Below are 21,543 nucleotides of genomic sequence, written 5' to 3'. Positions count from 1 at the left end.
GGAATAGAAAATCCCCAAAGTGACAGGAAGAACCATCGATGCAGAAATTTCATATCATAGGAATAACGGACAGCCGGGAGGTTTTCTTCGGCAAAGAGATAGAAAGGCTGATTGCCCGCTCGCGTGTGTTTTCGGGCGGCAAGCGGCATTATGAGATAGTGGGCGGATTGTTGCCCGAAGGGGCGGTGTGGATAGACATAACCGTTCCGCTCGACGATGTGTTTCGCCGCTATGCGGGCTACGAAGAGGTGGTGGTGTTCGCTTCGGGCGACCCGTTGTTTTTCGGATTTGCCAATACGGTGATGCGTAAACTTCCCGAAGCGGAGGTGAAAGTGTATCCTGCTTTCAACTCATTGCAACTCTTGGCTCACCGTTCGCTGCTGGCTTATCACGATATGCGCGCCATCTCGCTTACGGGACGGCCGTGGAAGGCTTTGGACGAAGCGTTGATTTCGGGCGAAGCGCTTATCGGTTCGCTTACCGACCGGGAGAAGACGCCCGCCGCTATCGCTTCGCGGATGAAGGAGTACGGATACGATAATTACCGGATCATCGTGGGCGAATGCTTGGGCAACGAGAACGAGCGGGTGGCGGAGTATTCCGTAGAGGAGGCTGCGGCAGGTTCGTTTGCGATGCCCAATTGCGTGATTCTGCGTCGCACGTCGGTTCGCGAGCGTCCTTTCGGCATTCCCGAAGAACGCTTCGAACTGCTCGACAGGCGGTCGAAGATGATTACCAAGATGCCCGTCCGTCTGCTGTCGTTGAGCCTGTTGGACTTGCGGGAGAAGCGCGTGATGTGGGACGTGGGTTTCTGTACCGGTTCGGTTTCGATTGAAGCGAAATTGCAATTCCCCCGTCTGGAAGTGGTTTCTTTCGAGAAGCGCGAGGCGGGGAAGCGGTTGATGGAGATAAACAGCCGTCGGTTCGGCTGTCCCGGTATCGGTGTCGTAATCGGCGACTTCATGGAAATGCCGCTGACGGAGTATCCTGTTCCCGATGCCGTCTTCATCGGAGGGCATGGCGGAAGGCTCGAAGAGATGATGGAAAAGATAGATACGGTATTGCCTGCGGGAGGAACCATTGTGTTCAACTCCGTCTCGGCGGAGAGCCGCGCGGCTTTCGAACGGGGAGCGTCGGCTTGCCGCATGCGGTTGGCCGAATTGGTTCGGCTGACGGTGGACGACCATAACCCCATCGATACATTGAAAGCGATAAAGGAAAGATGAGACGGATTCCTCAAATACTGATAGGCGCCTCAGCTTCGGGAGGAGGCAAGACGACCTTTACGACGGGACTGCTGCGTCTGCTGCGCGACAGGGGGCTGACCGTGCAGCCTTATAAATGCGGCCCCGATTACATCGATACGAAATATCACGAGATGGCTTCGGGCAGAGTGTCGGTCAATCTCGACAGCTGGCTGGCTTCCGAAGAACATCTGAAGCAAATCTACGCGAAGTATGCGTCGGATGCGGATGTGTGTGTGACGGAGGGCGTCATGGGCCTGTTCGACGGGTTCGAAGGCATGCGCGGAAGCAGCGCGTCCATCGCGGCTTTGCTCGGCATCCCTGTGGTGCTGATGGTCGACGCCCGCTCCACAGCTTACACCGTAGCCGCCATTCTGTACGGATTCAAGCATTTCTATCCGGCTATACGCATTGCCGGAGCCGTGTTCAACCAAGTGGCTTCCGAGCGTCACTTCTCTTTCCTTTGCCAAGCGTGCGAGGATGTGGGAGTGGAATGCTTCGGTTATCTCCCCCGCCTGAAAGAGTTGGAAGTACCTTCCCGCCATTTGGGGCTGACGCTGGACGCGACATACCGGTTCGACGAGTTTGCCGGGAAGGTGGCGGCGGCCATTGGGCAGAGCGTGGATGTAGACCGGCTGTTGCGGTCGTGTTCTTCGTTTGCAGATTCTGTGACGGAACGGCTAAAGGCGGAAACTATCTCCTCGACCTCTGTGGAGGAAGGGCAAAAGGTGGAAGCTATCGCCTCGGCTTCTGTGTGGGAACAGTCAAAGTCGGGAAGTATGGCAGTGCCCTCTGTGGCGAAACAATCAAATTCGGAAACTATCTCAGCGACTTCTGTGGTGGAACGGCAAAAGGTGGGAAGTATGACAGTACCCTCTGTGGGGGAACAATCAAAGTCGGAAACTATCGCCTTGGCTTCTGTGGAGGAACAGCTAAAGGCGGGAAGTATGGCAGTGCTGCCCTCTGTGGGAGAACTGTCAAATTTGGAAACTATCGCCTCGGCTTCTGTGAAGGAAGTTCCAAACGAAGAAGCCCATTGCCCGAAAGCGGGGAGAATGCGTATTGCCGTAGCCCGCGACGCGGCGTTTAACTTCATCTATCGCGAGAATCTGGCGCGTCTGGAAGAGTGGGGAACGGTGACTTTCTTCAGTCCCATGGCAGACGAGGCGTCGCCTGAAGCCGACTTTGTCTACTTGCCGGGCGGCTATCCCGAATTCTTTCTGGAGAGTCTGGCAAACAACGAATCGCTGAAGAGGGGGCTGCGGGCGTATGTGGAAGCGGGCGGGCGCATGCTAGCGGAGTGCGGCGGGATGATGTATCTTTGCGACAGCATTCGCGGCATGGACGGAAAAGATTACCCGATGGTCGGCTTGCTGCATCAGCAGGCCACGATGGAGAATATGAAGCTGCGGCTGGGATACCGTACCATTCGCGCAGGCGGACAGATATGGAAAGGACATGAGTTTCATTACTCTTCCGTATCGCCCGGACAACCGCCCGCTTCGATTGCCGTGGCGACCGACGCGAGGGGAAATACGGTGGACACGCCGCTTTACCGGTATAAGAACCTGATTGCCGGTTATACGCATCTTTATTGGGGAGAGTCGGACTTAATGAAACTTTGGGAAGTATGAAAAAGATATATACCCGGACGGGAGATGCCGGGAAAACAGGAATCTTCGGTGGCGAACGGGTGGATAAAGACGATGTACGGATTGAAGCCAACGGTACGCTGGATGAGTTGAATACGGAGATCGGGGTGGTTCGCTCGCTCCTTCCCGCAGAACACGAATGGCACGAGCTGCTTTATGAAATACAGATGGAGCTCATGGCGATGATGAGCCTCGTGGCTACGCCTTCCGCCGAAAGGGGCCGGAACCCGAACACGCTCCGTCCCGGTCTGGTGACGGACTTCGAACGAGCGATGGACGGGATGAACGCGAGCATGGAAGACAACGGTTATTTTATTCTGCCCGGAGGAACACAGGTTTCCGCACACTTGCAGGTGGCGCGTGTCACGGCTCGGCGTGCCGAACGGCGGCTCTGCACTCTCCATCGGAACGATCCGTTGCCGCCGTTGGTGTTGAGCTTTGTCAACCGCCTTTCCGATCTGTTTTTCGTTATGGCGCGTTACGAAATGTATAGCCGCCAATGGCCGGAAGAGAAATGGCGGCGTTTCGGCTATAAGCGGAAAGGGCTGTCGGACAAATCGGGTTGTGCCGGAAAAGAAGAGGGTTGATGGGAAACTCTTTTCGCAGAGGGTTCGAAAGGTAGCCGGGGCTTGGCGGAGAAAGAAACAGATTGAAGGGAAGCACTACACGCTATGACGAGCGATGCTTCTTTCGATGGGCGGAAAAAGAAACAGGTTGCCCCGAAACTCTTCTTGCAGAAGGTTCGAAGGGTAGTCGGCTCTTGGCGAAGAAAGCGGAAAGCTGACCGAAAACTCTTTCCGCAGAAGGTTCGAAAGGTAGTCGCGTCTTGGTAGGGAAAGAAGCAGGCTCCCCCGAACCGAATGCCGGAAAGCGGGAGCGGAGAAGCTGAAGTTCGCCGATCATACGGAAACGCCGTAAACCGGATGAGGCGTCGGCGACTGAGAATGCAACTTATGAACCTTTAATGAAAGGCCGCAGTTGATCGCTTGCTGCACGGTCGGCGACTGAGAATGCAGCTTATGAACCTTTAATGAAAGGCCGCAGTTGATCGCTTGCTGCACGGCTGACGATTGAGAATGCAACTTATGAATCGGGGAATGTATTTCGTTGCCTCCCCGCATGATAAAAGGAAAAGATAAAATGAAGAATAAAAAACTCAGGCCCGTGATGCTGGCAGGAACGGGAAGCGATGTGGGAAAAAGCGTTTTGGCGACGGCTCTCTGCCGAATCTTCAAGCAAGACGGCTATCATCCCGCACCTTTCAAGGCACAGAACATGGCGCTCAATTCATACGCCACGCCCGAAGGACTGGAGATCGGCAGGGCGCAGGCGGTACAGGCCGAAGCGGCGGGCATTCCTTGCCATACGGACATGAATCCGTTGCTGCTGAAGCCCAGTTCGGAACATACGTCGCAGGTGGTGCTGTGCGGAAAACCCATCGGCGACCGCAACGCTTACGAGTATTTCCGCCGCGAAGGGCGCGAAGAGTTGAGGAAAACAGTGCATCAGGCTTACGATCGGTTGGCGGCACGCTATAATCCCATTGTGATGGAAGGGGCGGGAAGCGTTTCCGAAATCAATCTTCGCGAGAGCGATCTGGTGAATCTGCCTATGGCACGGTATGCCGGCGCCGATGTGATTCTGGTGGCGGACATCGACCGTGGAGGGGTTTTCGCCAGCGTTTACGGCTCCGTCATGCTTCAGACGCCCGAAGACAGGAAGCTCATCAAGGGAATAATCATCAACAAATTCAGGGGGGACATCCGTCTGTTCGAGTCGGGCGTACGGATGATGGAGGAGCTTTGCGGAGTGCCGGTGCTGGGCGTGATACCTTATTATAAAGGAATCAGCATCGAAGACGAAGACTCGGTGGTGCTGGAGCAGAAGAACAGGGAAGCGCTGGCAGGAAAGATCAACGTGGCGGTGGTGCTGCTGAGGCATGTTTCCAACTTTACCGATTTCAACGTGCTGGAGCGCGACGAGCGGGTGCATCTGTACTATACCAACAATGTGAGCGAGCTCTCCAAAGCCGACATCATCATTCTGCCGGGAAGCAAGAATACGCTCGACGACCTGTACGAACTGCGGCGTAACGGTGTGGCTCAGGCTGTTTTGAAAGCTCATCGCGAAGGAGTGACGGTGTTGGGGATTTGCGGAGGCTATCAGATGATGGGATTGGAAGTCGCCGATCCCGACGGAGTGGAGGGGAGTTTCGCCCGGCTTCCGGGTTTGGGGTTGCTGCCCGTAGTCACCGTCATGCACGGAGAAAAGGTCACTCGTCAGGTAGAGTTCGGTTTCGACGGCCGTTCAGCGGTTTGCCGGGGGTACGAAATACATATGGGACGGACGGAACCTGCCGCAGGATTTCCCGCATCGCCGCTCAATATCCTTTCCGACGGACGGGAAGACGGCTATCGTGCCGGCCGGAAATGTATGGGAACCTATATTCACGGCATCCTCGATAACAGGGAGTTTATCGACTTTCTGCTCGAACCTTATGCCGGAAAGCTCGATCGTCCGGCATTCGACTACCGGACATTCAAGGAAGAACAGTATGATAAACTGGCGGAGCACGTGCGCAGTCACCTCGATTTGCGCCGGCTTTACGAAATATTGCAGCAACCATGATTCAGGGACACGGAGACGATTTGTATAAATATGCCGGGCGGATTGTAAGCAACTTCAGTTCTAATGTGTACAACCGGGTAGATCATTCGGGGCTTTACCGCCGCCTGTCGGAGCGGTTGGAGGTGACGACCGCTTATCCCGAACCGGAACCGTACTCGCTCGAAGAGAAGATTGCCCGGAAGTACGGGCTTTCGGCTGCGGAGGTTTGCGTCACCAACGGGGCGACGGAAGCCATTTACCTGATTGCCCAGACTTTCCGTTCGCAGACGTCGGCAGTGCTTATGCCCACATTCAGCGAATACGCCGATGCCTGCCGCCTGCACGGACACAGGGTGAAACCTTTCTTTTCGCCGGAGGCTTTGCCCGATGAGGCGGGGCTGGTATGGATTTGCAATCCCAACAATCCCACCGGCGAGGTTCGCAGGAAAAGGCTACTGGAAGAGCTCATCCTGTCGCGTCCCGACTGCTTGTTCGTTATCGACCAGTCGTACGAATACTTCACCCTCGAACCGTTGTTTACCATGAAAGAGGCGGCGACAATGCCGAATGTGGTGTTGATTCATTCGATGACGAAGAAGTTTGCCGTTCCGGGACTGCGGATAGGATACTTCACCACCAGCGAATCGCTTGTCGTTCGGATACGCAGCCATCGCATGCCTTGGTCGGTCAATGCTCTGGCAATTGAGGCGGGGCATTTCCTGCTCGACGAAGGAGACCGGATCGCTGCCGACGTCCCGGCTCTGCTGGACGAAAGCAAACGTCTGGCGGAACGGCTCGCCGCCACCGGGCTGGTGGAAGTATGGCCCACCGACACGCATTACATGTTGCTGCGGTTGCGTATCGGGAAGGCGTCCGCCTTGAAAGAGTATCTTGCCGGAGAACACGGCATGCTCATCCGCGACGCGTCGAACTTCGAAGGGCTCGACGAACGTTTCTTCCGGATAGCGGCGCAGACGCCCAAAGAGAACGACCGTCTGGTGGAGGCCGTCGGGCAATGGGGAAGGATGTGAGGCGGACGGAGCGGACGAATAAATAGAGGAGTATGAATATTGTCCGGCAAGCTTGCGGGGGTGCGGGGCGAACGGATGCTGAGGAGTGTAAGAACAGAGGCTCTGTTCGGGTAAAACAAAGGCTCTGTTCGGGTGGAACAAAAGCTCTGTTTGAGTAAAGTAGAGCCTCTGTTTGAATGAAACAGAACCTCTTTGGGGATTGAAAAACAGTTCAAAAAATGATACATATAACGGCTTTATATAGCGTGGCAGGCACTCTTTTGCCTGCGTGGTTGCTCGACCGCCTGCTGGGAGACCCGTCTTCTTTGCCTCATCCGGTGGTTGGGTTCGGCAAGATGATCGCTGCGGGAGAGAAACTTCTGAATAAGGGGCGCCACCGGATGCTGAAGGGTGGACTGATGGCTGCAACGTTTATCCTTTTGGTCTACTTCGCCGTTTGGGGAGCGGAGCGACTGCTTTTCTCCTCTTCGCTTGCTCCTTTGGGGTATTTGTTCGATATCTTTTGTTTGTTCTTCTGTCTGGCAGGGACTACGCTGGCAAAGGAAGTGCGGATGGTTTTCGAGGCAGTCGACCGTTCGCCGGAGGAGGGACGCGTACAGGTTGCGCGTATCGTGGGGCGCGATACATCCCGACTTTCGGCGCAGGAAGTGCGTGCCGCCGCTCTTGAAACGTTGGCGGAGAACCTGAGCGACGGTGTCATCGCTCCGCTGTTCTGGTTTCTGCTTTTGGGAGTTCCCGGTGCGATGGCATACAAGATGGTCAACACGCTCGACTCTATGATAGGCTATCACAGCGAACGCTATCTGCTGTTCGGGCGGATTGCCGCGCGCATCGACGATGCCGCCAATTACATTCCCGCCCGCCTCACCGCTTTTCTGATGATTCTTTCCGTCGGAAGGCTCTCGTTGCTGCCGTTTGTAAAAAGGTACGGAAAGGAACATGCAAGTCCGAATTCGGGTTATCCCGAAGCGGCTTTGGCGGGCATACTCGACTGTCGCTTCGGCGGACCTCACCATTATTTCGGCGAATTGTTTGAGAAACCTTATATCGGAACGAACGACCGCCTGCTTACGACCGCCGATATGCGCACGGGCATTGCCGTCAACTTCCGTTCGGAAGTGTTGATGGTGGTGTTGACGCTTTTTCTCAGAACACTCATAACGGCGATATGATGGTGGGGCAAGCATAAAGGACGGGCATCGGGAAAGGGCTGCCTGTGGCTTTGCTGTGTATGTAGACAAGAAGTAGCGGATGTCGGGTGAAGGAGCGCGCGAACCTTGCCTTCACCTTTAATTTTGCAGGATGTCGTTTCTTAAAATTCCAACCTGACCATTCCTCCATACGGGGTAATCTCGTTGAAGGCTTCTTCCGGACGCACCATTCCGGCATAAATCTGGGCGCATTTCAGCACTCCCCCGTGGGCGAAGACAACGGTATTCCTTTCTTCCCGATGGCGGACTTCCTGCAAAAAAGCCGATACGCGCCTGTATTGGTCGGCAAACGATTCGCCGTTGGTCGCCCTCACGTTCACATAATCGCCGTACCACCGCTGAAGATTCGGGTCGTCGATTTCGTCGAAAAGCTTCATCTCCCAGTCTCCGAAGTCGATTTCCATGGCGCGCGGTTCGCGGATGGCATCGGCGAAACCGCAATATTCGGCAAGTCTCGTGCATCGGGAGAGCGGACTGGTGTACGCGCGGTCGAAAGCGATGGAGGCGATACCGGCTTTCACCGCCGCCGCTTCTTCCTCAAACGTGGAGCGCAGCGGTACGTCGGACTGTCCGTAACACATTCCTTTCGGCACATCTACCGAAGTATGTCTGATGAGATAGATATTCATAAGCTATATTTGTGAGTAATAAATGAAAACGATTCCCAGCCAGAAGCTGAGTTCGCAGAGCAGAAACGTCGCTCCGCAGCAGTCGCCGGTATACCCTTGCAGCTTTTTCCGGAACAACGTCACAAGAAACGAGAAGGTGAGAACCGGAAGCAGGCACGCCACCCAATAAAGCGGCGGGAGAAGCAACAAAGGCAAGACTCCGCCGGCGGCGGACAAAGCAATCTCCCGGACACTCATCCGCGTATATACGGTTTTGTTTTTGCTCTCTTCTTCTTTGCGAGCGTAAGGCAGGAAGTTGATCAGCTGCGAAGCGGTGAACTTGCTCCAGGCGTCGCCGCCGAGCAATATCCACGGCGTCATGCTTGCGGGTAAGGTCGTCAGCAGATTGCAGGCAAGCAGGAAGTAAACGATGAGGCCCAGCACGCCGTAGCTGCCTGTGTGCGAGTCTTTCATAATCCGGAGAATGCTCTCACGGTCTCTTCCCCCGCCGAATCCGTCGAAGAAATCCGCCAGCCCGTCTTCGTGTAAAGCCCCGGTAACCAACAATCGCGAAATGAAGGCGAGCATGATGGCGGCTCCTACGGGCAAAGCATGCACCGAAAGCCAAAATACCAACCCCATGATACCTCCGGTGAGCCATCCGCTGATGCTCCAGTAGCTTACCAGATGCTTGAAGCTCTCCTGCGGAACTTGCTTGATTTTCCAGAAGGGCAACCGGGTGAAGAACGTCAGTGCGGCAAGGATGTTGTTCATTGTTTTCGCTTGTCTTAAAGAGGTTAGAAGTATTTGCTGATGGACGCTCCGTCGAATGAGTCCATCTCATTGATCATTTTTACCGCCGATTCTACGATGGGGTAGGAGCAAACGGCGCCGCTTCCTTCTCCCAAACGCAAACCGAGATTCAGCAGAGGATGTGCGCCCAGATAGTCCAACAGAAGCTTATGTCCGGCCTCATCTCCCTGATGTCCGAAGAGGGCGTACTCCTTCACTTCCGGGTAGATGCGGGATGCCGCAAGCATGCAACTGGTCATGATAAACCCGTCTACAAGGACAACCATCTTCAGTTCGGCGGCTCTGAGCATGGCGCCTACAGCCATCACCATCTCGTATCCGCCGAACCTGCAAAGAATTTCTTCGGTGCTGTGGGGGCTCGGATAGTTTTCCATCGACTTCCTCAGAATCTCGTATTTGCGGCTGATGCCCCGCTCGTCCAGTCCGCTTCCGGCGCCCACGCATCGCTCCAAAGGTATTCCGGTGAAAGAGGCCATCCACAACGAAGAGGCGGAAGTGTTGCCTATTCCCATCTCTCCGAAGCTCACCACGTTGCATCCTTCGCTATGCACGGAGTCTACGCACGTCGCTCCCCGTTCGATGCAAAGTTCCATCTCTTCGGGAGTCATTGCCGCTTCGTGCAGGAAGTTGCGTGTTCCTTTTCTGACTTTCATGTCGACTATCCCCTTCTCGTACGGCAGGTCGTAGTCTACTCCGGCGTCCACGACCTTGAGCTTAAAGCCGTTCTGCCGGCATAAGAAGTTGATTCCCGCTCCTCCGCGAAGGAAGTTGCAGGTCTGTTGCCAAGTCACTTCCTTGGGCGACAGGCTTACTCCTTCGTCCGCAATTCCGTGATCGGCGGCGAAGAGAATGTTGTATGGCCGGTTTAGTCGGGGCGAAAGCGTCTGCTGAATCAATCCGATCCGGAAAGCTATCTCTTCGAGGCGTCCGAGAGCTCCTTTGGGTTTGGCAAGATAGTCGATTTTATGCTTCAGCGCTTCTTTGATCGAATTGTCCGGTTTGCGGATTTGAAAAGTTCTCATAAAGTTTTCTTTTTTATTGTCGGTTTACGCCGTCGGTTTAAGGCGTCTGTTTTATTTTCAGGGGAATGCCGCTCACCATCAGGTACACTTCATCCGCTTGCGCGGCTATATACTGGTTTGCCCAGCCTTGCAAGTCGGTGAACTTTCGTTGCAGGCGATTGGTCGAAACACCTCCGAGTCCTATTTCGTTGGTCACGAAGATGAATGTAGCTTCCTGCCGGGTGAATCGGTCGAATTCGTTTTTTACGGCTTCCAACGCTTCCGATACGTGCGCGTCGGAGTCGGTGAAGAAGTTTGTGCACCACAGCGTGACGCAGTCTATCACAACCACTCTGCCCGTTACATCGTGGCGGCTCAGCTCTTTCTCTTCCTCGATGTTGGTCCATTCGCCGCCCCGCCTTTCTCTGTGACGCCGCACTCTCTCCCTGAATTCATCGTCCCATACTTTGGCTGTGGCCATGTACACGGGCGATGAGGTAAGCTCGTGAGCCATATTCTCGGCAAAAGAGCTTTTGCCCGAACGCTGTCCGCCTGTGATCAATATGATTCGTTTCATGTTTCCCTTTTGTATGATGGAGACACAAAGGTAAAAATAATAGGTATATAAACGAAATGATAACGGGAAGAACAGTTTTGAAAAAATACCGGAACCGATGATGAGCGGGGCAGGGAGGTTCTTGGTATAAGTATGTAAAAACGGCTTTGTACCGACTTGCGCGATTGACAATTATCGGATGGCTCTGATACTTTCACCCCTGCGCGAATCCGTACAAATCCGTTTACTCCGTCGATACCGCTCCTTTCTTCCGAAGAGAAAGGACGGAAGAACGCTATTCTTCTTTCAGCGAATCGTCGATAACTTTGATTTTCTGCAATACAAGTTCCAAATCGGCTTTCAGCTTGTCCACCTTCCGATTCAGCTCCGTGAGCAGGCTGCTTCCTTTTTTGGAAGTGGAAGTCAGGAAGCCCAGATTGTTTTCATACGTTTGAAGTTCGCTTTTCATGTTTTCATACGTACGCACCAACTTCTCGCGTTCCCGATACAACGATTGCGAACCGCCTTCTTGCATAGTGCTGATATTGGAGCGGAAATGGCTCAGCTTTTTGTTGGAACTGCTGATGTTGAATCTTCTGAAAAGTTCGTCGATCACGGCATGATACTGCTTGTAGAGCTTGTCCTTCTCTTTGAAAGGAACATGTCCGATGGAGTTCCATTCCTTCATAAGCTCCCGTACAAGTGTTGTTGCCTCATCCGTATCCATATTCTCGTCGATGGCGTTCAGCTTTTCTATCAGCGTTTTCTTCTTCTCCAGATTTTCCGTTTCGATGGAGCGTTGCGACGATGTAGCCTTGTTTTTCTGCTCGAAGAAGTAATCGCATGCAGTAATAAATCGCTTCCATACGGCATCCGAATGTTTTTTGGCAACCGGTCCGATCGTTTTCCACTCTTTTTGAAGTTTGGCAAGTATCTCGGCTGTGGCTTTCCAGTCGGTGCTGTCTTTTAATGCTTCGGCCTTTTCGCAAAGTTCTTTCTTCTTTTCCAGATTTTCGCTCATGCTTTCTTTCAGGCTCTTGAAGAACTCTCCCTTCTTCTTGAAGAATTCGTCGCAGGCATGGCGGAAACGCTCGAAAATCTTCACGTTCATCTTTTGAGGTGCAAACCCGATGGTTTTCCATTTGTTTTGCAACGCGATGATTTCCTGTGTCTTGTTGTCCCAAGCCGAGAATGTCTTCAACTCGTCGTATTCGATGGCCTCTATAATCTCGCAAATTACCGTTTTTTGGTCGAGATTGTGCTGCTCTGCTTCCTTCAACGCTTCGAAATGCTGTTGATGGCGGCGGTTGACTATGGTGGAAGCCGTCTTGAACCGACTCCATATTTCGTCGCGAAGCTCTTTGGCCACAGGCCCGGTCTCACGGAATTCCTGATGAAGTTTCTGAAGTTGGTGGAATGCGGACACCACGTCTTCTTCCGCTCCCAGCTTTTCTGCCGCTTCGCACAGATGAGTCTTTATCTCGAGGTTCTTTTTGAAGTCATATTCACGGAACTCATTGTTCAGCTTGAGCAGGTCATAGAATTTCTCTACATACAGATGATAGCTTTTCCAAAGCTCATTTACCTTTCCTTGCGGGACAGGGTTCGTCTCGTTCCATTGCTGTTGAAGCTTTTTGAATTCCGTATAAGATTTGTTGGGGTCGTCTGCCGATTCTACGAGCTCTTTCAGTTCCTCGAGAATGGAGAGTTTGATTTGCAGGTTCTCTTCTTTCCGGTGTTCCAACTCGGCAGCCTGCAAGCTTCTTTTCTCTTTGACAACTACCATCAGGCGCTTGAACTCTTTCTCTATGGGGTCCTCTTGGGGGACAAAGTCCTCAATGGCTTCGCCATTGTCTGTAAACTGTTTCTTGGCAGTTTCCAGCTCGGTGTTATGTAGTTTGTAGAATGCTTGTTTCAGACTGTCGATAGCATGTCTGCCGGCATTCTCCGTATCTTCCACAAGAGCCTTCAGCCGGTCGAGAATCTCTTCTTTTCCGGTAGTAGCCTGAGCGGTTGCGGGTTGTGTTTCGGCGAAATCTTCTTCAGCCGGAGTTTCCGTATTTGTTTCAGAAACCGCGACTTTTTTCTTTTCTTCTTCTAATTCCCCTGAATGCAAGGGCAGATTAGTGTCTTGGGCGTCCATCATCTCGTATTGGTTTTGGTTACAAATTAATAAAAAAAAACGGTTACTTCATACTTTTTTGCTTCTTTTTTTCGATTCTCTGATTTTTTAAGATAACAGGACGGTAATTCCCATGTACATCATCATGCCGATAATATCGTTGGTAATCGCAATAAACGGTCCCGTGGCTATGGCGGGATCTACTTTGAACTTCTCGAGAGTCATCGGTACGAGCGTGCCGAATATGGAAGCGAACATGACTACGGCAAACAGGCTGATAGACACGGAATAGGTAACCGTAGCCGTTGCGCCGAAGCGGATGAAGTTGTAAGTATAGACAAGTAATGAGATGATAGTGGCATTGATAAGCGCTACCACCGACTCTTTGCCTATTTGTTTGACGGTGTTTTTAGCGTCCAACGAACTGTTTGCCAGTCCTTGCACAATGATGGCGGACGACTGCGTCCCTACGTTTCCGCCCGTGCCGCCGATAAGCGGAATGTACAGAGCCATTTCGGGATGGGCGGCAAACGTAGCGTCGAAGTTGCCCAATATCATGGAGTTTCCGATTCCGCCAATCATCCCGATGAGCAACCAAGGCAGGCGGGCTGTCGTCTGGCGGAAAACGTTGTCGGCCGTTTCCACGCCTTGCGAAAGTCCGGAAGCCAACTGGTAATCGCGTTCGGACTGTTCGCGAACTTCGTCCATCACGTCGTCTACGGTAATCTGTCCCACGAGCCGTCCGATGCTGTCGACTACGGGAATGGCAACCAAGTCGTACTTTTCAATGGCCTGTACCACTTCGTCCACCGGCGTGTCCACATGTACCGAGATGGGATCTTTCTGCATCACATGCTTCACTTTCGATACCGAAGGTGAAGTGATCATTTTCTTTAAGGGGAAGATGCCTTTCAGCCGTTCATCGTCATCGATTACATATACATAGTAAATCTCGTCGAGCTCTTCCGCCTGCTGGCGCATCTCTTTCAGGCATTCGGGCATACTCCAGTTCTCGTTCACCACCACCATCTCCGTGCCCATCAAACCTCCGGCGGTATTTTCGTCGTACTTCAACAAGTCGACGATATCGCCCGCTTGTTCGATGTCTTCGATGTGCGAAAGAATCTCCTCCTGCTTCTCCTCATCCAATTCGCGTATCAGGTCTACGGCATCGTCCGTATCCATGTAATCCACGAAACGCTTCGCGATGGTTTCCGAAGGGAGTATCTCGAGAAACTCTTTCCGGACGTCCTCGTCCATTTCGACAAGAACGTCGGCTGCGGTTTCGTTGTCGAGCAATCGATAAACGAACCGCGCTTCTTCCGGACTCAGGTCGTTGCACAATTCTGCGATGTCGGCCGGGTGAAGGTCGATAAGAAGCTCTTTTACCTGTTCGCCCTCTTTTTGTTCGATCAGGCGCTTCACATTATCAATGTATTCTTCGTCTACCATACTCTCTTACAATTTTACGAATTCGGAAACTCTGTTTGTCAGTTCGATGAACTCCCGCACCGATAATTGTTCGGGACGTTTGTTGAACAATGGGTCGTCGGTCAAGGGGCAGTCTTTCCCTAAAATAGGCTTTATGGAGTTGCGCAAGGTTTTTCTCCGCTGGTTGAAAGTAGTCTTTACCACTTGCTTGAACAGCTTTTCATCGCATCCCAAATCTTCCACTCCGTTCCGGGTCATCCGGATTACCGCGCTCTTTACTTTGGGCGGCGGATTGAACACTTGCTCGCTGACGGTAAACAGATACTCCACGTTGTACCATGCCTGAATCAGGATGCTCAGAATACCGTATGTCTTGCTTCCCGGTCCGGCGGCAATACGTTCTGCCACTTCCTTCTGTATCATCCCTGTGCAGCAGGGAATCAGTTCTTTGTTTTCCAGCATTTTAAAAAAGATCTGGCTGGAGATGTTGTACGGGTAATTACCTGTCAGTACAAAAGGTTTCCCGTCGAACAGCCTGTGCAGGTTCATCTTCAGAAAATCGTCTTCGATGATATGATCTTCCAGCGACGGGTATTCTTTGCGAAGGTATGCCACCGACTCGTAGTCTACCTCCACCACTTTCACCGGCCTCTCCTTTTTTATCAGGAATTGAGTCAATACTCCCATGCCCGGCCCTACCTCCAATACGGGAAGTTCGGGAAACGCATCGACCGTGTCGGCAATATCCTGCGCTACTTTCAAGTCTTTCAGAAAGTGCTGTCCGAGAAACTTTTTAGGTTTTACTAATTTCATTTACCAACTAAATAATTACTTTTGCAACGGACAAAGGTAATTCTTTTAAATGAAGAATGAATAAACTGCAATGAATAAACTGCTAAAAAAGACGCTGAATGTGATGTCGCCGCTCGTTTTGGGTGGCTTTATTTTGTTTTGGGTCTACCGCGATTTCGATTTTGCGAAAGCCCGTGAGGTGCTGTTGCATGAAATGAACTGGTGGTGGATGCTTTTTTCTCTTATCTTCGGAGTGCTTGCTCAGGTGTTCCGCGGTTGGCGCTGGCGGCAGACATTGGAGCCACTGGATGCTTTTCCAAAACGCGCTCATTGTGTCGACGCCATTTTTATATCCTATGCCGCCAGTCTCGTCGTGCCTCGAATCGGTGAAGTGAGCCGGTGCGGAGTGCTGGCGAAGTACGACGATGTGTCGTTCGCCAAGTCTCTGGGTACGGTAGTTACCGAACGTCTGGTAGATACGTTGACCATTCTGTTGATAACGGGAATTACCGTTTTGCTTCAGATGCCCGTGTTCGCCACTTTTCTGCATCAGACCGGCACGAAGATTCCTTCTTTGCTGCATCTGCTCACTTCCGTCTGGTTTTATATCGTCTTGTTCTGCCTCATCGGCGTGGTGATTCTGCTTTACCGGTTGAGGAAAACGATGTTCTTCTACGAGAAGGTCAAAGGGTTTGTGTTCAACATATGGGAAGGAGTGATGTCGCTCAGGGGTGTTCGTAACATTCCTCTTTTCGTCTTTTATACGTTCGCCATTTGGGCATGCTACTTCTTTCATTTCTTTTTTACCTTCTATTGCTTTGAATTCACCTATTCTTTAGGCATGATGCCCGCACTGGTCATGTTCGTGGGCGGAACGTTTGCGGTCATCGTCCCTACTCCCAACGGTGCGGGTCCCTGGCATTTCGCCGTTATCTCGATGTTGATGCTTTATGGTGTAAATGTGACCGACGCCGGAATTTTCGCGCTGATTGTGCACGGAATCCAAACCTTTTTAGTAGTTTTGTTGGGCATATATGGTATGCTAAACTTAAAAACACTCAAAAAATAACATCTTATGAGCACAATTCTTTCTTTGGCTCCACAGAACGTGTGGAAGCATTTCTACTCTTTGACGCAGATTCCCCGTCCGTCGGGACATTTGGAAAAAGTGACGGAATTTCTTGTAAACTTTGGCAAGGAGCTGGGCTTGGAAACATTCGTAGACGAAGTGGGCAACGTGATTATCCGCAAGCCGGCCACTCCGGGAATGGAAAACCGGAAAGGGGTGATTTTGCAGGCACATAGCGATATGGTTCCGCAGAAAAATAACGATACGGTGCACGATTTCGAAAAAGATCCGATCGAAACACTTATCGACGGCGACTGGCTAAAGGCGAAAGGAACTACTCTGGGAGCCGACAACGGACTCGGAGTGGCGGCAATTCTGGCGGTGCTCGAAGCGAAAGACTTGAAGCACGGTCCGTTGGAAGCATTAATTACAGCCGATGAGGAAACCGGCATGTACGGCGCTTTCGGACTGAAGCCGGGAGTGGTAAACGGAGAAATATTGCTCAATCTGGACTCCGAAGATGAAGGCGAACTTTATATCGGCTGTGCCGGAGGGATGGATGTGACGGCTTCACTGAAATATAAGGAGGTAGCTCCCGAAACGGACGATATTGCTTTGAAAGTAACGTTGAAAGGATTGCGTGGCGGACACTCCGGCCTGCAAATCAACGAAGGACGTGCCAATGCCAATAAACTGCTGGTTCGTTTCGTTCGTGAGGTGGTGGCAAGCTACGAAGCCCGTCTGGCAAGCTGGGAAGGCGGCAATATGCGAAACGCTATTCCGCGCGAGGCTCATGCGGTTGTCACTATTCCTGCCGAAAACGAAGAGGAAGTACTGGAGCTGGTGAAGTATTGCGAGAACCTCTTTAATGAAGAGTACGGAGCCATCGAAACTCCCATCACGTTCAAGGCGGAACGAGTGGAGCTCCCCGCAGGTATTGTACCCGAAGAGATACAGGATAATCTGATCGATGCGATCTTTGCCTGTCAAAACGGGGTGATGCGCATGATTCCCACCGTGCCCGATACGGTAGAGACCTCTTCCAATCTGGCTATTATTGTAATTCGTGACGGAGAAGCCACGATTAAGATTCTGGCACGCAGCTCAAGCGACAGTATGAAGGAATTCCTTACCACGAGCCTCGAATCCTGTTTCTCGATGGCGGGCATGAAGGTGGAAATGACCGGCGGCTATTCCGGCTGGCAGCCCAATGTGGAATCTCCGATTCTACATGCGATGAAACTGTCGTACAAACAGCAATTCGGAGTGGAACCGGCAGTTAAAGTAATCCATGCCGGACTCGAATGCGGTATCATTGGCGCTATCCTTCCGGGCCTCGATATGATTTCGTTCGGTCCGACTTTGCGTTCTCCGCACTCTCCGGACGAACGGGTGTTGATTCCTACCGTACAGAAGTTTTACGATTTTCTGGTTGCCACGCTGGAACAAACACCGGTAAAATAACTTTCGCCGCAGTTTTACGGTACAAACGAGTTGTCTTCGGCATCATTCGCTTGGGGATATAGAAGGCTCGGATGCCGATAAAATAGAAAAAGAATGAAATCTTGGGGGAGCTGTGTCATTATTCTGGCACAGCTCCTGATTTTTAAGAAGAAAAGTTTAGCGGAGGACACTGATAATAGGAAAAGCAATTACTCACTAATGTTTTTCTCATGGAACTGACAAGTCTCCGGACTGCGGGCAAACCGTCTTTTAGACGTCCTCTTGCCCTTGTTCTCTTGCGCGTGTGAATGCGCGGATATATTCAATGGCCTCTTCGTTGGTGTCTGTCACAGTAAGGAGGATATTGTTCAGCTTGCCGGAGTCCGACATGTCTTTTAGGAGAGGGTAGACAGGCCTTTCTTCGGTCCAGTACCTTTTGTCCAGAAATATCATGGGGCTCGACATTTCGTAACTCACGTAGTGATTCTGCGCCAGATCTTGGAATATTTCCTGCATCGTTCCTGCGCTTCCGGGAGAGTAAATTATACCGCCTTTGGCAAGTGCCAACAGCCCTTCCTCACGGATGCTGTTCGCGAAATATTTCGCTATGTACGTGGCAAACGGTGTAGCGAGTTCGTGCCCATAGTGCCATGTGGGAATGCCGAGACTGTCATACTTCGGAGACGGAAATCTTTCCATGACTTCGAATGCCGTTTCAAGCCACCCTTTGTCGTTGAATAAAGGCGCTGCCGAAAGTATTTGCAACGCTTCGTCCATTTCCTCATCCGGCCTGCCTGCCATCCATGCGCCGAGGTGTGTCGCCTCCATTGCGCCCGGTCCGCCCCCCGAAAGCATTAGATAACCCATTGTGGTCAGGCTGCGCGAGAGAACAGCTACTTGTCTGTACATCTTATCTGTCCGGCTAAGCGCATGTCCGCCCATTATGGCGACGATACGGTGTCCGGAATAAGGAAGAAGGAATGCGTTGAGGTTTTCGGTAATCGAATGGTCGTGAAGGACCTGAGCCAAAGAGTCCTTGATGGACATCTGTCTGCCGGACTCGATATAGTAGTCATAGACGCGCTTGTCATAACAGTTGCCGTATGATTCGGGATTTTTTTTGTCGTATCCTTCATAAAGCAGGGCACCCGAATAGAGAGTGCGAGGATAAGTTTTGAAAGGAACATTTAAGTGAGGGAAGACATAGTTGCCGTTTTGCAGGTAGCAAGTCAGTTTGCCCGACATCTCACACCCCAGGAACAGACAGTCCTTCCACTTTATTTCCATGATTTCTGTCTCAAAAGGGCGCAGGTTGATACCTTGTACCGCAACGGAGTCTATTCGCTCTCTTTGCATAAGCGCCAAGAGGTCTTCAGTGGTTTCTAACAGTTCCATATTTTTTATGCTTCGTTCGACATTTCGAGTGATACGACAATCATGCACTGGATACAATCTTTGTTCGAAGTACCGTTCGTCTCTGAATCCATATTCAGCTCTTTTCAGGCCTTAAAATAAGCATCCATAAGCAACAACAACTCTTGCTCGCAAAAGTACGCTTTTTCTATCAACATAACGTGACGTAAACACATAAAAATCATAAGGGAACGGTGGCTTTAACAAATTCTTCGGTTTTATCTACCAACTCACCGCCCACCTCACCGACGGCATTATCGGAACAATGCTCAGCTGTTTCCATTCGTTATTCTCGCGAAAATAAGTGTATGGATTGTGTCGGTTGAGAATGTTGAAAACGGAAAACGAAAACTCGTTCGTTGTTTTTGCACCTACTCGTTTCAATGTGTAAGCCAAATCAATACGGAAGTAAGCCTTCATTGTAAAGCCGTTTTTGGAGGACATAAGCTGACGGTCGTAAATGTTGTTATAAAAATCCGCCGGAAAGTTTTGTCCGGCCATCAACTGCCCCCAGTACGGCGGAGCTTCGCCCGGATAACTGCCAATTGCCAACGTGGTTCTGTTGCCCGACGAATATGCCAGGACGCTGTTTATAAAGTGTTCAATATCTTTTCCTTTGCTGTTTTTGCATTTCGAAACAGTAAATTTTGTTTGTAAATTCAAAATGTGTCGGCGGTCGAATTTGAACGGAAACGAAACACCGTTATTCACGTTTGGAAATGTTCTGTCTGTTTTCGATAGCGTGTAAGCCAACGTAGAACCAAAACGCCCGCCTTGTAAAGAACCCGACATTTCAAGACCGTAAGACTTCCCTTTTCCCAAATCAATTTCCTCTTTCCACGATTTGCTGTTAAAACCAAAAGCGTTGATGGCGTTTTTGTAGGTCACAATATTCTGCATATTCCGATAATATCCGCCTAAGGAAAGATTCAACTTCGTTTTATTTAAATCCTTCTTCCAAAAAAAACCGAAATAATATTGATGAGTGAGTTCTGCTGGAAACTCTTTCGAGCCGGGTGTCATTATATTCATCGACCAGCCTGTGGGCAAGCCCTCCAAAATGTGGTAGTACTGATTTAGCCGGTCGAACGTCAACTCAACGCCCCAATTATCCGTAAGGAACAGATGGTTCAAAAAATGTACGTCGAAATTGGAATAATTGTCCGTTTCGGTTTTCTGAAACGTGTGCCTGTAACCCAATCGCAGATTAATAAATTTATTGGGATTGTAAACCGTTTCACCGAAAAACGACAGTAAATTATTGGGTAAAGTTTCGGTATGATTAATATCGCTTTGCGAAACAACATACTTTTCGTTTCCGGGCTTGAAGGTCTGTTTTTGGAGTGTAGCACCGCCATTTATCAATAATTTATCGTTCACGGAATAGTTCAGTTTGGCGTTCAACGCCCATTCGTCCAACTCAGAACTTACGCCTAATTGCGATTTACGGTTTTTGTTGTTGTCATCGAAATTTATATCTCTTTGTGCGGAATATACACTTGTGTAGTACGTCCAAACATAGAGATTTAGTCGTTCGTTCCAAACCGAACGCCAACCCAATTTCCCAATCACAGAACGCCAGTTTTGCGCACTTTTCAAACCGTCTTGCGTATAATCGAAAAAGTCGTTGGTAGCGAAAAACATTCCGTCAAAACAATGTTTGTCCGATACTTTGTAATCAACGGTTGAGGTAATGTCATAGACTTGAATGCCCATTTTTTCATCCGTTTTATTAAACAGATTTACGATGTATGGAGCAAATGAAGTTCTACCCGAGAACTGTACCGAAAGTTTGTCTTTGATAAGTGGAACGGATGTGTGAAGTCCACTTAAATAGGGGGATAGCGTGAATTTTCCGTTGAATTTGTTGCCGTACTGCCGTTTTACCGAAACATCAAGTAAAGACGATGACTGATTACCTTTCAACGCCGGAAGTCCGCCCATATAAAATGTAGCTTCATTGACCATATCTGCCGGAAATACCGAAAACATCCCCATCAGATGCGATGAAACGTACATCGGCACATCATTGAAATAAAGTCCGTTGCTACCGTTGTTCCCACCTCGGACAAACAAACCCAGCGAACTCTCAATACCTTGCGATACACCGGGCAAGCTTGAAATATGCCGTAAAATATTCGGTTCGCCTATTACAGAGATACTCGACCCGGCTTGCAGTGCGTTATACTTGTACGAACTCCCTTTGTTCGTGGGACTATAAGCCGAATAAACGGTTACACCGCCCAGTTGAACGTATTTGGCTGTCAAGTAAATGGTGTTGTTTTTTATTTCCCGAAGCTGTACTGCTTTGGTTTCATAACCGATATGCGAAAGGCTGACAACTACGTTTTTATCGCCGGAAATCATAAACTTCCCATCCCCGGAAGTAACCAAGTATTTATTCTGACTGCCGTCGAAATATGAAACGGCGCAATCGCTTACCGGTTCCGATGTGCTTGCATCTTTTACCGTATAGGTTGATTGTCTGTCTTGTGCTGTTACTGTCAATGAAAACAGCGCCAATAGAAGCGTTGTTTTGAGTGTTTTCAT

General features: G+C 50.7%; 17 protein-coding genes. 8 read left to right on the top strand and 9 right to left on the bottom strand.

Translation table 11 applies throughout. From position 1 onward, the window contains the following. The first annotated feature begins 38 nt into the window (after positions 1-38). The 6 genes from GGR07_RS12355 (at position 39) to cbiB (ending at position 7,706) form a co-directional block, all read left to right on the top strand. A complete protein-coding gene (locus tag GGR07_RS12355) occupies positions 39-1,226 on the top strand; it encodes a bifunctional cobalt-precorrin-7 (C(5))-methyltransferase/cobalt-precorrin-6B (C(15))-methyltransferase (RefSeq protein ID WP_034543558.1) in 1,188 nt (395 codons plus the stop codon). After that, positions 1,223-2,878 (top strand): cobyrinate a,c-diamide synthase, encoded by a 1,656-nt coding sequence (locus GGR07_RS12350; protein ID WP_122056382.1) that lies wholly within the window; start codon positions 1,223-1,225, stop codon positions 2,876-2,878. Before GGR07_RS12355 ends, GGR07_RS12350 begins: the two co-directional genes overlap by 4 nt. Further along, complete coding sequence (locus tag GGR07_RS12345) at positions 2,875-3,483, top strand: cob(I)yrinic acid a,c-diamide adenosyltransferase (protein WP_034543568.1); 609 nt, start codon at positions 2,875-2,877, stop codon at positions 3,481-3,483. The genes GGR07_RS12350 and GGR07_RS12345 overlap by 4 nt, the downstream gene beginning before the upstream one ends. A 553-nt stretch (positions 3,484-4,036) precedes the next feature. Continuing rightward, positions 4,037-5,524, top strand: a complete 1,488-nt coding sequence (locus tag GGR07_RS12340) for a cobyric acid synthase (protein WP_034537057.1) — start codon at positions 4,037-4,039, stop codon at positions 5,522-5,524. Next, positions 5,521-6,534 carry a threonine-phosphate decarboxylase gene (locus GGR07_RS12335; protein WP_034543557.1) on the top strand — a complete coding sequence of 338 codons (1,014 nt, stop codon included), beginning with the start codon at positions 5,521-5,523 and terminating at the stop codon, positions 6,532-6,534. Before GGR07_RS12340 ends, GGR07_RS12335 begins: the two co-directional genes overlap by 4 nt. Positions 6,535-6,752: 218 nt before the next feature. Beyond that, positions 6,753-7,706 (top strand): adenosylcobinamide-phosphate synthase CbiB, encoded by a 954-nt coding sequence (cbiB, locus tag GGR07_RS12330; protein ID WP_034543556.1) that lies wholly within the window; start codon positions 6,753-6,755, stop codon positions 7,704-7,706. 140 nt (positions 7,707-7,846) lie between these two features. On the opposite strand, the gene cobC is transcribed toward cbiB, so the two are convergent. From cobC to rsmA, 7 genes are all read right to left on the bottom strand, one after another. Next, a complete protein-coding gene (cobC, locus tag GGR07_RS12325; RefSeq protein ID WP_021646201.1) occupies positions 7,847-8,374 on the bottom strand; it encodes an alpha-ribazole phosphatase in 528 nt (175 codons plus the stop codon). Positions 8,375-8,377: 3 nt separating this feature from the next. Next, positions 8,378-9,127, bottom strand: a complete 750-nt coding sequence (locus GGR07_RS12320) for an adenosylcobinamide-GDP ribazoletransferase (protein ID WP_021646200.1) — start codon at positions 9,125-9,127, stop codon at positions 8,378-8,380. A gap of 23 nt (positions 9,128-9,150) precedes the next feature. Continuing rightward, entirely contained in the window at positions 9,151-10,188 is a 1,038-nt protein-coding gene (gene cobT / locus GGR07_RS12315; protein WP_021646199.1) for a nicotinate-nucleotide--dimethylbenzimidazole phosphoribosyltransferase, read from the bottom strand. Positions 10,189-10,225: 37 nt separating this feature from the next. Next, complete coding sequence (gene cobU / locus GGR07_RS12310) at positions 10,226-10,744, bottom strand: bifunctional adenosylcobinamide kinase/adenosylcobinamide-phosphate guanylyltransferase (RefSeq protein ID WP_021646198.1); 519 nt, start codon at positions 10,742-10,744, stop codon at positions 10,226-10,228. Between the two features lie 274 nt (positions 10,745-11,018). Beyond that, positions 11,019-12,869, bottom strand: coding sequence for a DUF349 domain-containing protein (locus tag GGR07_RS12305; RefSeq protein WP_021646197.1), 1,851 nt, complete (start codon positions 12,867-12,869; stop codon positions 11,019-11,021). 84 nt (positions 12,870-12,953) lie between these two features. Further along, on the bottom strand, positions 12,954-14,297 hold the full coding sequence (gene mgtE, locus GGR07_RS12300) for a magnesium transporter (RefSeq protein ID WP_021646196.1): 1,344 nt from the start codon (positions 14,295-14,297) through the stop codon (positions 12,954-12,956). Between the two features lie 6 nt (positions 14,298-14,303). Next, positions 14,304-15,089 carry a 16S rRNA (adenine(1518)-N(6)/adenine(1519)-N(6))-dimethyltransferase RsmA gene (gene rsmA / locus GGR07_RS12295; RefSeq protein WP_021646195.1) on the bottom strand — a complete coding sequence of 262 codons (786 nt, stop codon included), beginning with the start codon at positions 15,087-15,089 and terminating at the stop codon, positions 14,304-14,306. A 70-nt stretch (positions 15,090-15,159) separates the two neighbouring features. Here rsmA and GGR07_RS12290 point away from each other — a divergent pair, with 70 nt between their 5' ends. After that, positions 15,160-16,137 carry a lysylphosphatidylglycerol synthase transmembrane domain-containing protein gene (locus GGR07_RS12290; RefSeq protein WP_021646194.1) on the top strand — a complete coding sequence of 326 codons (978 nt, stop codon included), beginning with the start codon at positions 15,160-15,162 and terminating at the stop codon, positions 16,135-16,137. Between the two features lie 6 nt (positions 16,138-16,143). Further along, positions 16,144-17,601 (top strand): aminoacyl-histidine dipeptidase, encoded by a 1,458-nt coding sequence (locus tag GGR07_RS12285; protein ID WP_021646193.1) that lies wholly within the window; start codon positions 16,144-16,146, stop codon positions 17,599-17,601. 249 nt (positions 17,602-17,850) lie between these two features. On the opposite strand, the gene GGR07_RS12280 is transcribed toward GGR07_RS12285, so the two are convergent. Together GGR07_RS12280 and GGR07_RS12275 are read right to left on the bottom strand one after the other, a co-directional pair. Beyond that, complete coding sequence (locus GGR07_RS12280) at positions 17,851-18,975, bottom strand: LOG family protein (protein WP_021646192.1); 1,125 nt, start codon at positions 18,973-18,975, stop codon at positions 17,851-17,853. A 240-nt stretch (positions 18,976-19,215) separates the two neighbouring features. Continuing rightward, on the bottom strand, positions 19,216-21,543 hold the full coding sequence (locus tag GGR07_RS12275; RefSeq protein ID WP_034543555.1) for a TonB-dependent receptor plug domain-containing protein: 2,328 nt from the start codon (positions 21,541-21,543) through the stop codon (positions 19,216-19,218).

It is taken from the genome of Bacteroides pyogenes (assembly GCF_014196225.1).
In the GTDB taxonomy this organism is placed as follows: domain Bacteria; phylum Bacteroidota; class Bacteroidia; order Bacteroidales; family Bacteroidaceae; genus Bacteroides; species Bacteroides pyogenes_A.
Note: the sequence above shows the minus strand (reverse complement) of the source record. Positions and strands in the feature narration are given on the sequence as shown.

Coding starts and splice junctions, on each gene's coding strand:
- GGR07_RS12355 (WP_034543558.1), top strand. CDS start 39: ATGCAGAAATTTCATATCATAGGAATAACGGACAGCCGGGAGGTTTTC.
- GGR07_RS12350 (WP_122056382.1), top strand. CDS start 1,223: ATGAGACGGATTCCTCAAATACTGATAGGCGCCTCAGCTTCGGGAGGA.
- GGR07_RS12345 (WP_034543568.1), top strand. CDS start 2,875: ATGAAAAAGATATATACCCGGACGGGAGATGCCGGGAAAACAGGAATC.
- GGR07_RS12340 (WP_034537057.1), top strand. CDS start 4,037: ATGAAGAATAAAAAACTCAGGCCCGTGATGCTGGCAGGAACGGGAAGC.
- GGR07_RS12335 (WP_034543557.1), top strand. CDS start 5,521: ATGATTCAGGGACACGGAGACGATTTGTATAAATATGCCGGGCGGATT.
- cbiB (WP_034543556.1), top strand. CDS start 6,753: ATGATACATATAACGGCTTTATATAGCGTGGCAGGCACTCTTTTGCCT.
- cobC (WP_021646201.1), bottom strand. CDS start 8,374: ATGAATATCTATCTCATCAGACATACTTCGGTAGATGTGCCGAAAGGA.
- GGR07_RS12320 (WP_021646200.1), bottom strand. CDS start 9,127: ATGAACAACATCCTTGCCGCACTGACGTTCTTCACCCGGTTGCCCTTC.
- cobT (WP_021646199.1), bottom strand. CDS start 10,188: ATGAGAACTTTTCAAATCCGCAAACCGGACAATTCGATCAAAGAAGCG.
- cobU (WP_021646198.1), bottom strand. CDS start 10,744: ATGAAACGAATCATATTGATCACAGGCGGACAGCGTTCGGGCAAAAGC.
- GGR07_RS12305 (WP_021646197.1), bottom strand. CDS start 12,869: ATGATGGACGCCCAAGACACTAATCTGCCCTTGCATTCAGGGGAATTA.
- mgtE (WP_021646196.1), bottom strand. CDS start 14,297: ATGGTAGACGAAGAATACATTGATAATGTGAAGCGCCTGATCGAACAA.
- rsmA (WP_021646195.1), bottom strand. CDS start 15,089: ATGAAATTAGTAAAACCTAAAAAGTTTCTCGGACAGCACTTTCTGAAA.
- GGR07_RS12290 (WP_021646194.1), top strand. CDS start 15,160: ATGAATAAACTGCTAAAAAAGACGCTGAATGTGATGTCGCCGCTCGTT.
- GGR07_RS12285 (WP_021646193.1), top strand. CDS start 16,144: ATGAGCACAATTCTTTCTTTGGCTCCACAGAACGTGTGGAAGCATTTC.
- GGR07_RS12280 (WP_021646192.1), bottom strand. CDS start 18,975: ATGGAACTGTTAGAAACCACTGAAGACCTCTTGGCGCTTATGCAAAGA.
- GGR07_RS12275 (WP_034543555.1), bottom strand. CDS start 21,543: ATGAAAACACTCAAAACAACGCTTCTATTGGCGCTGTTTTCATTGACA.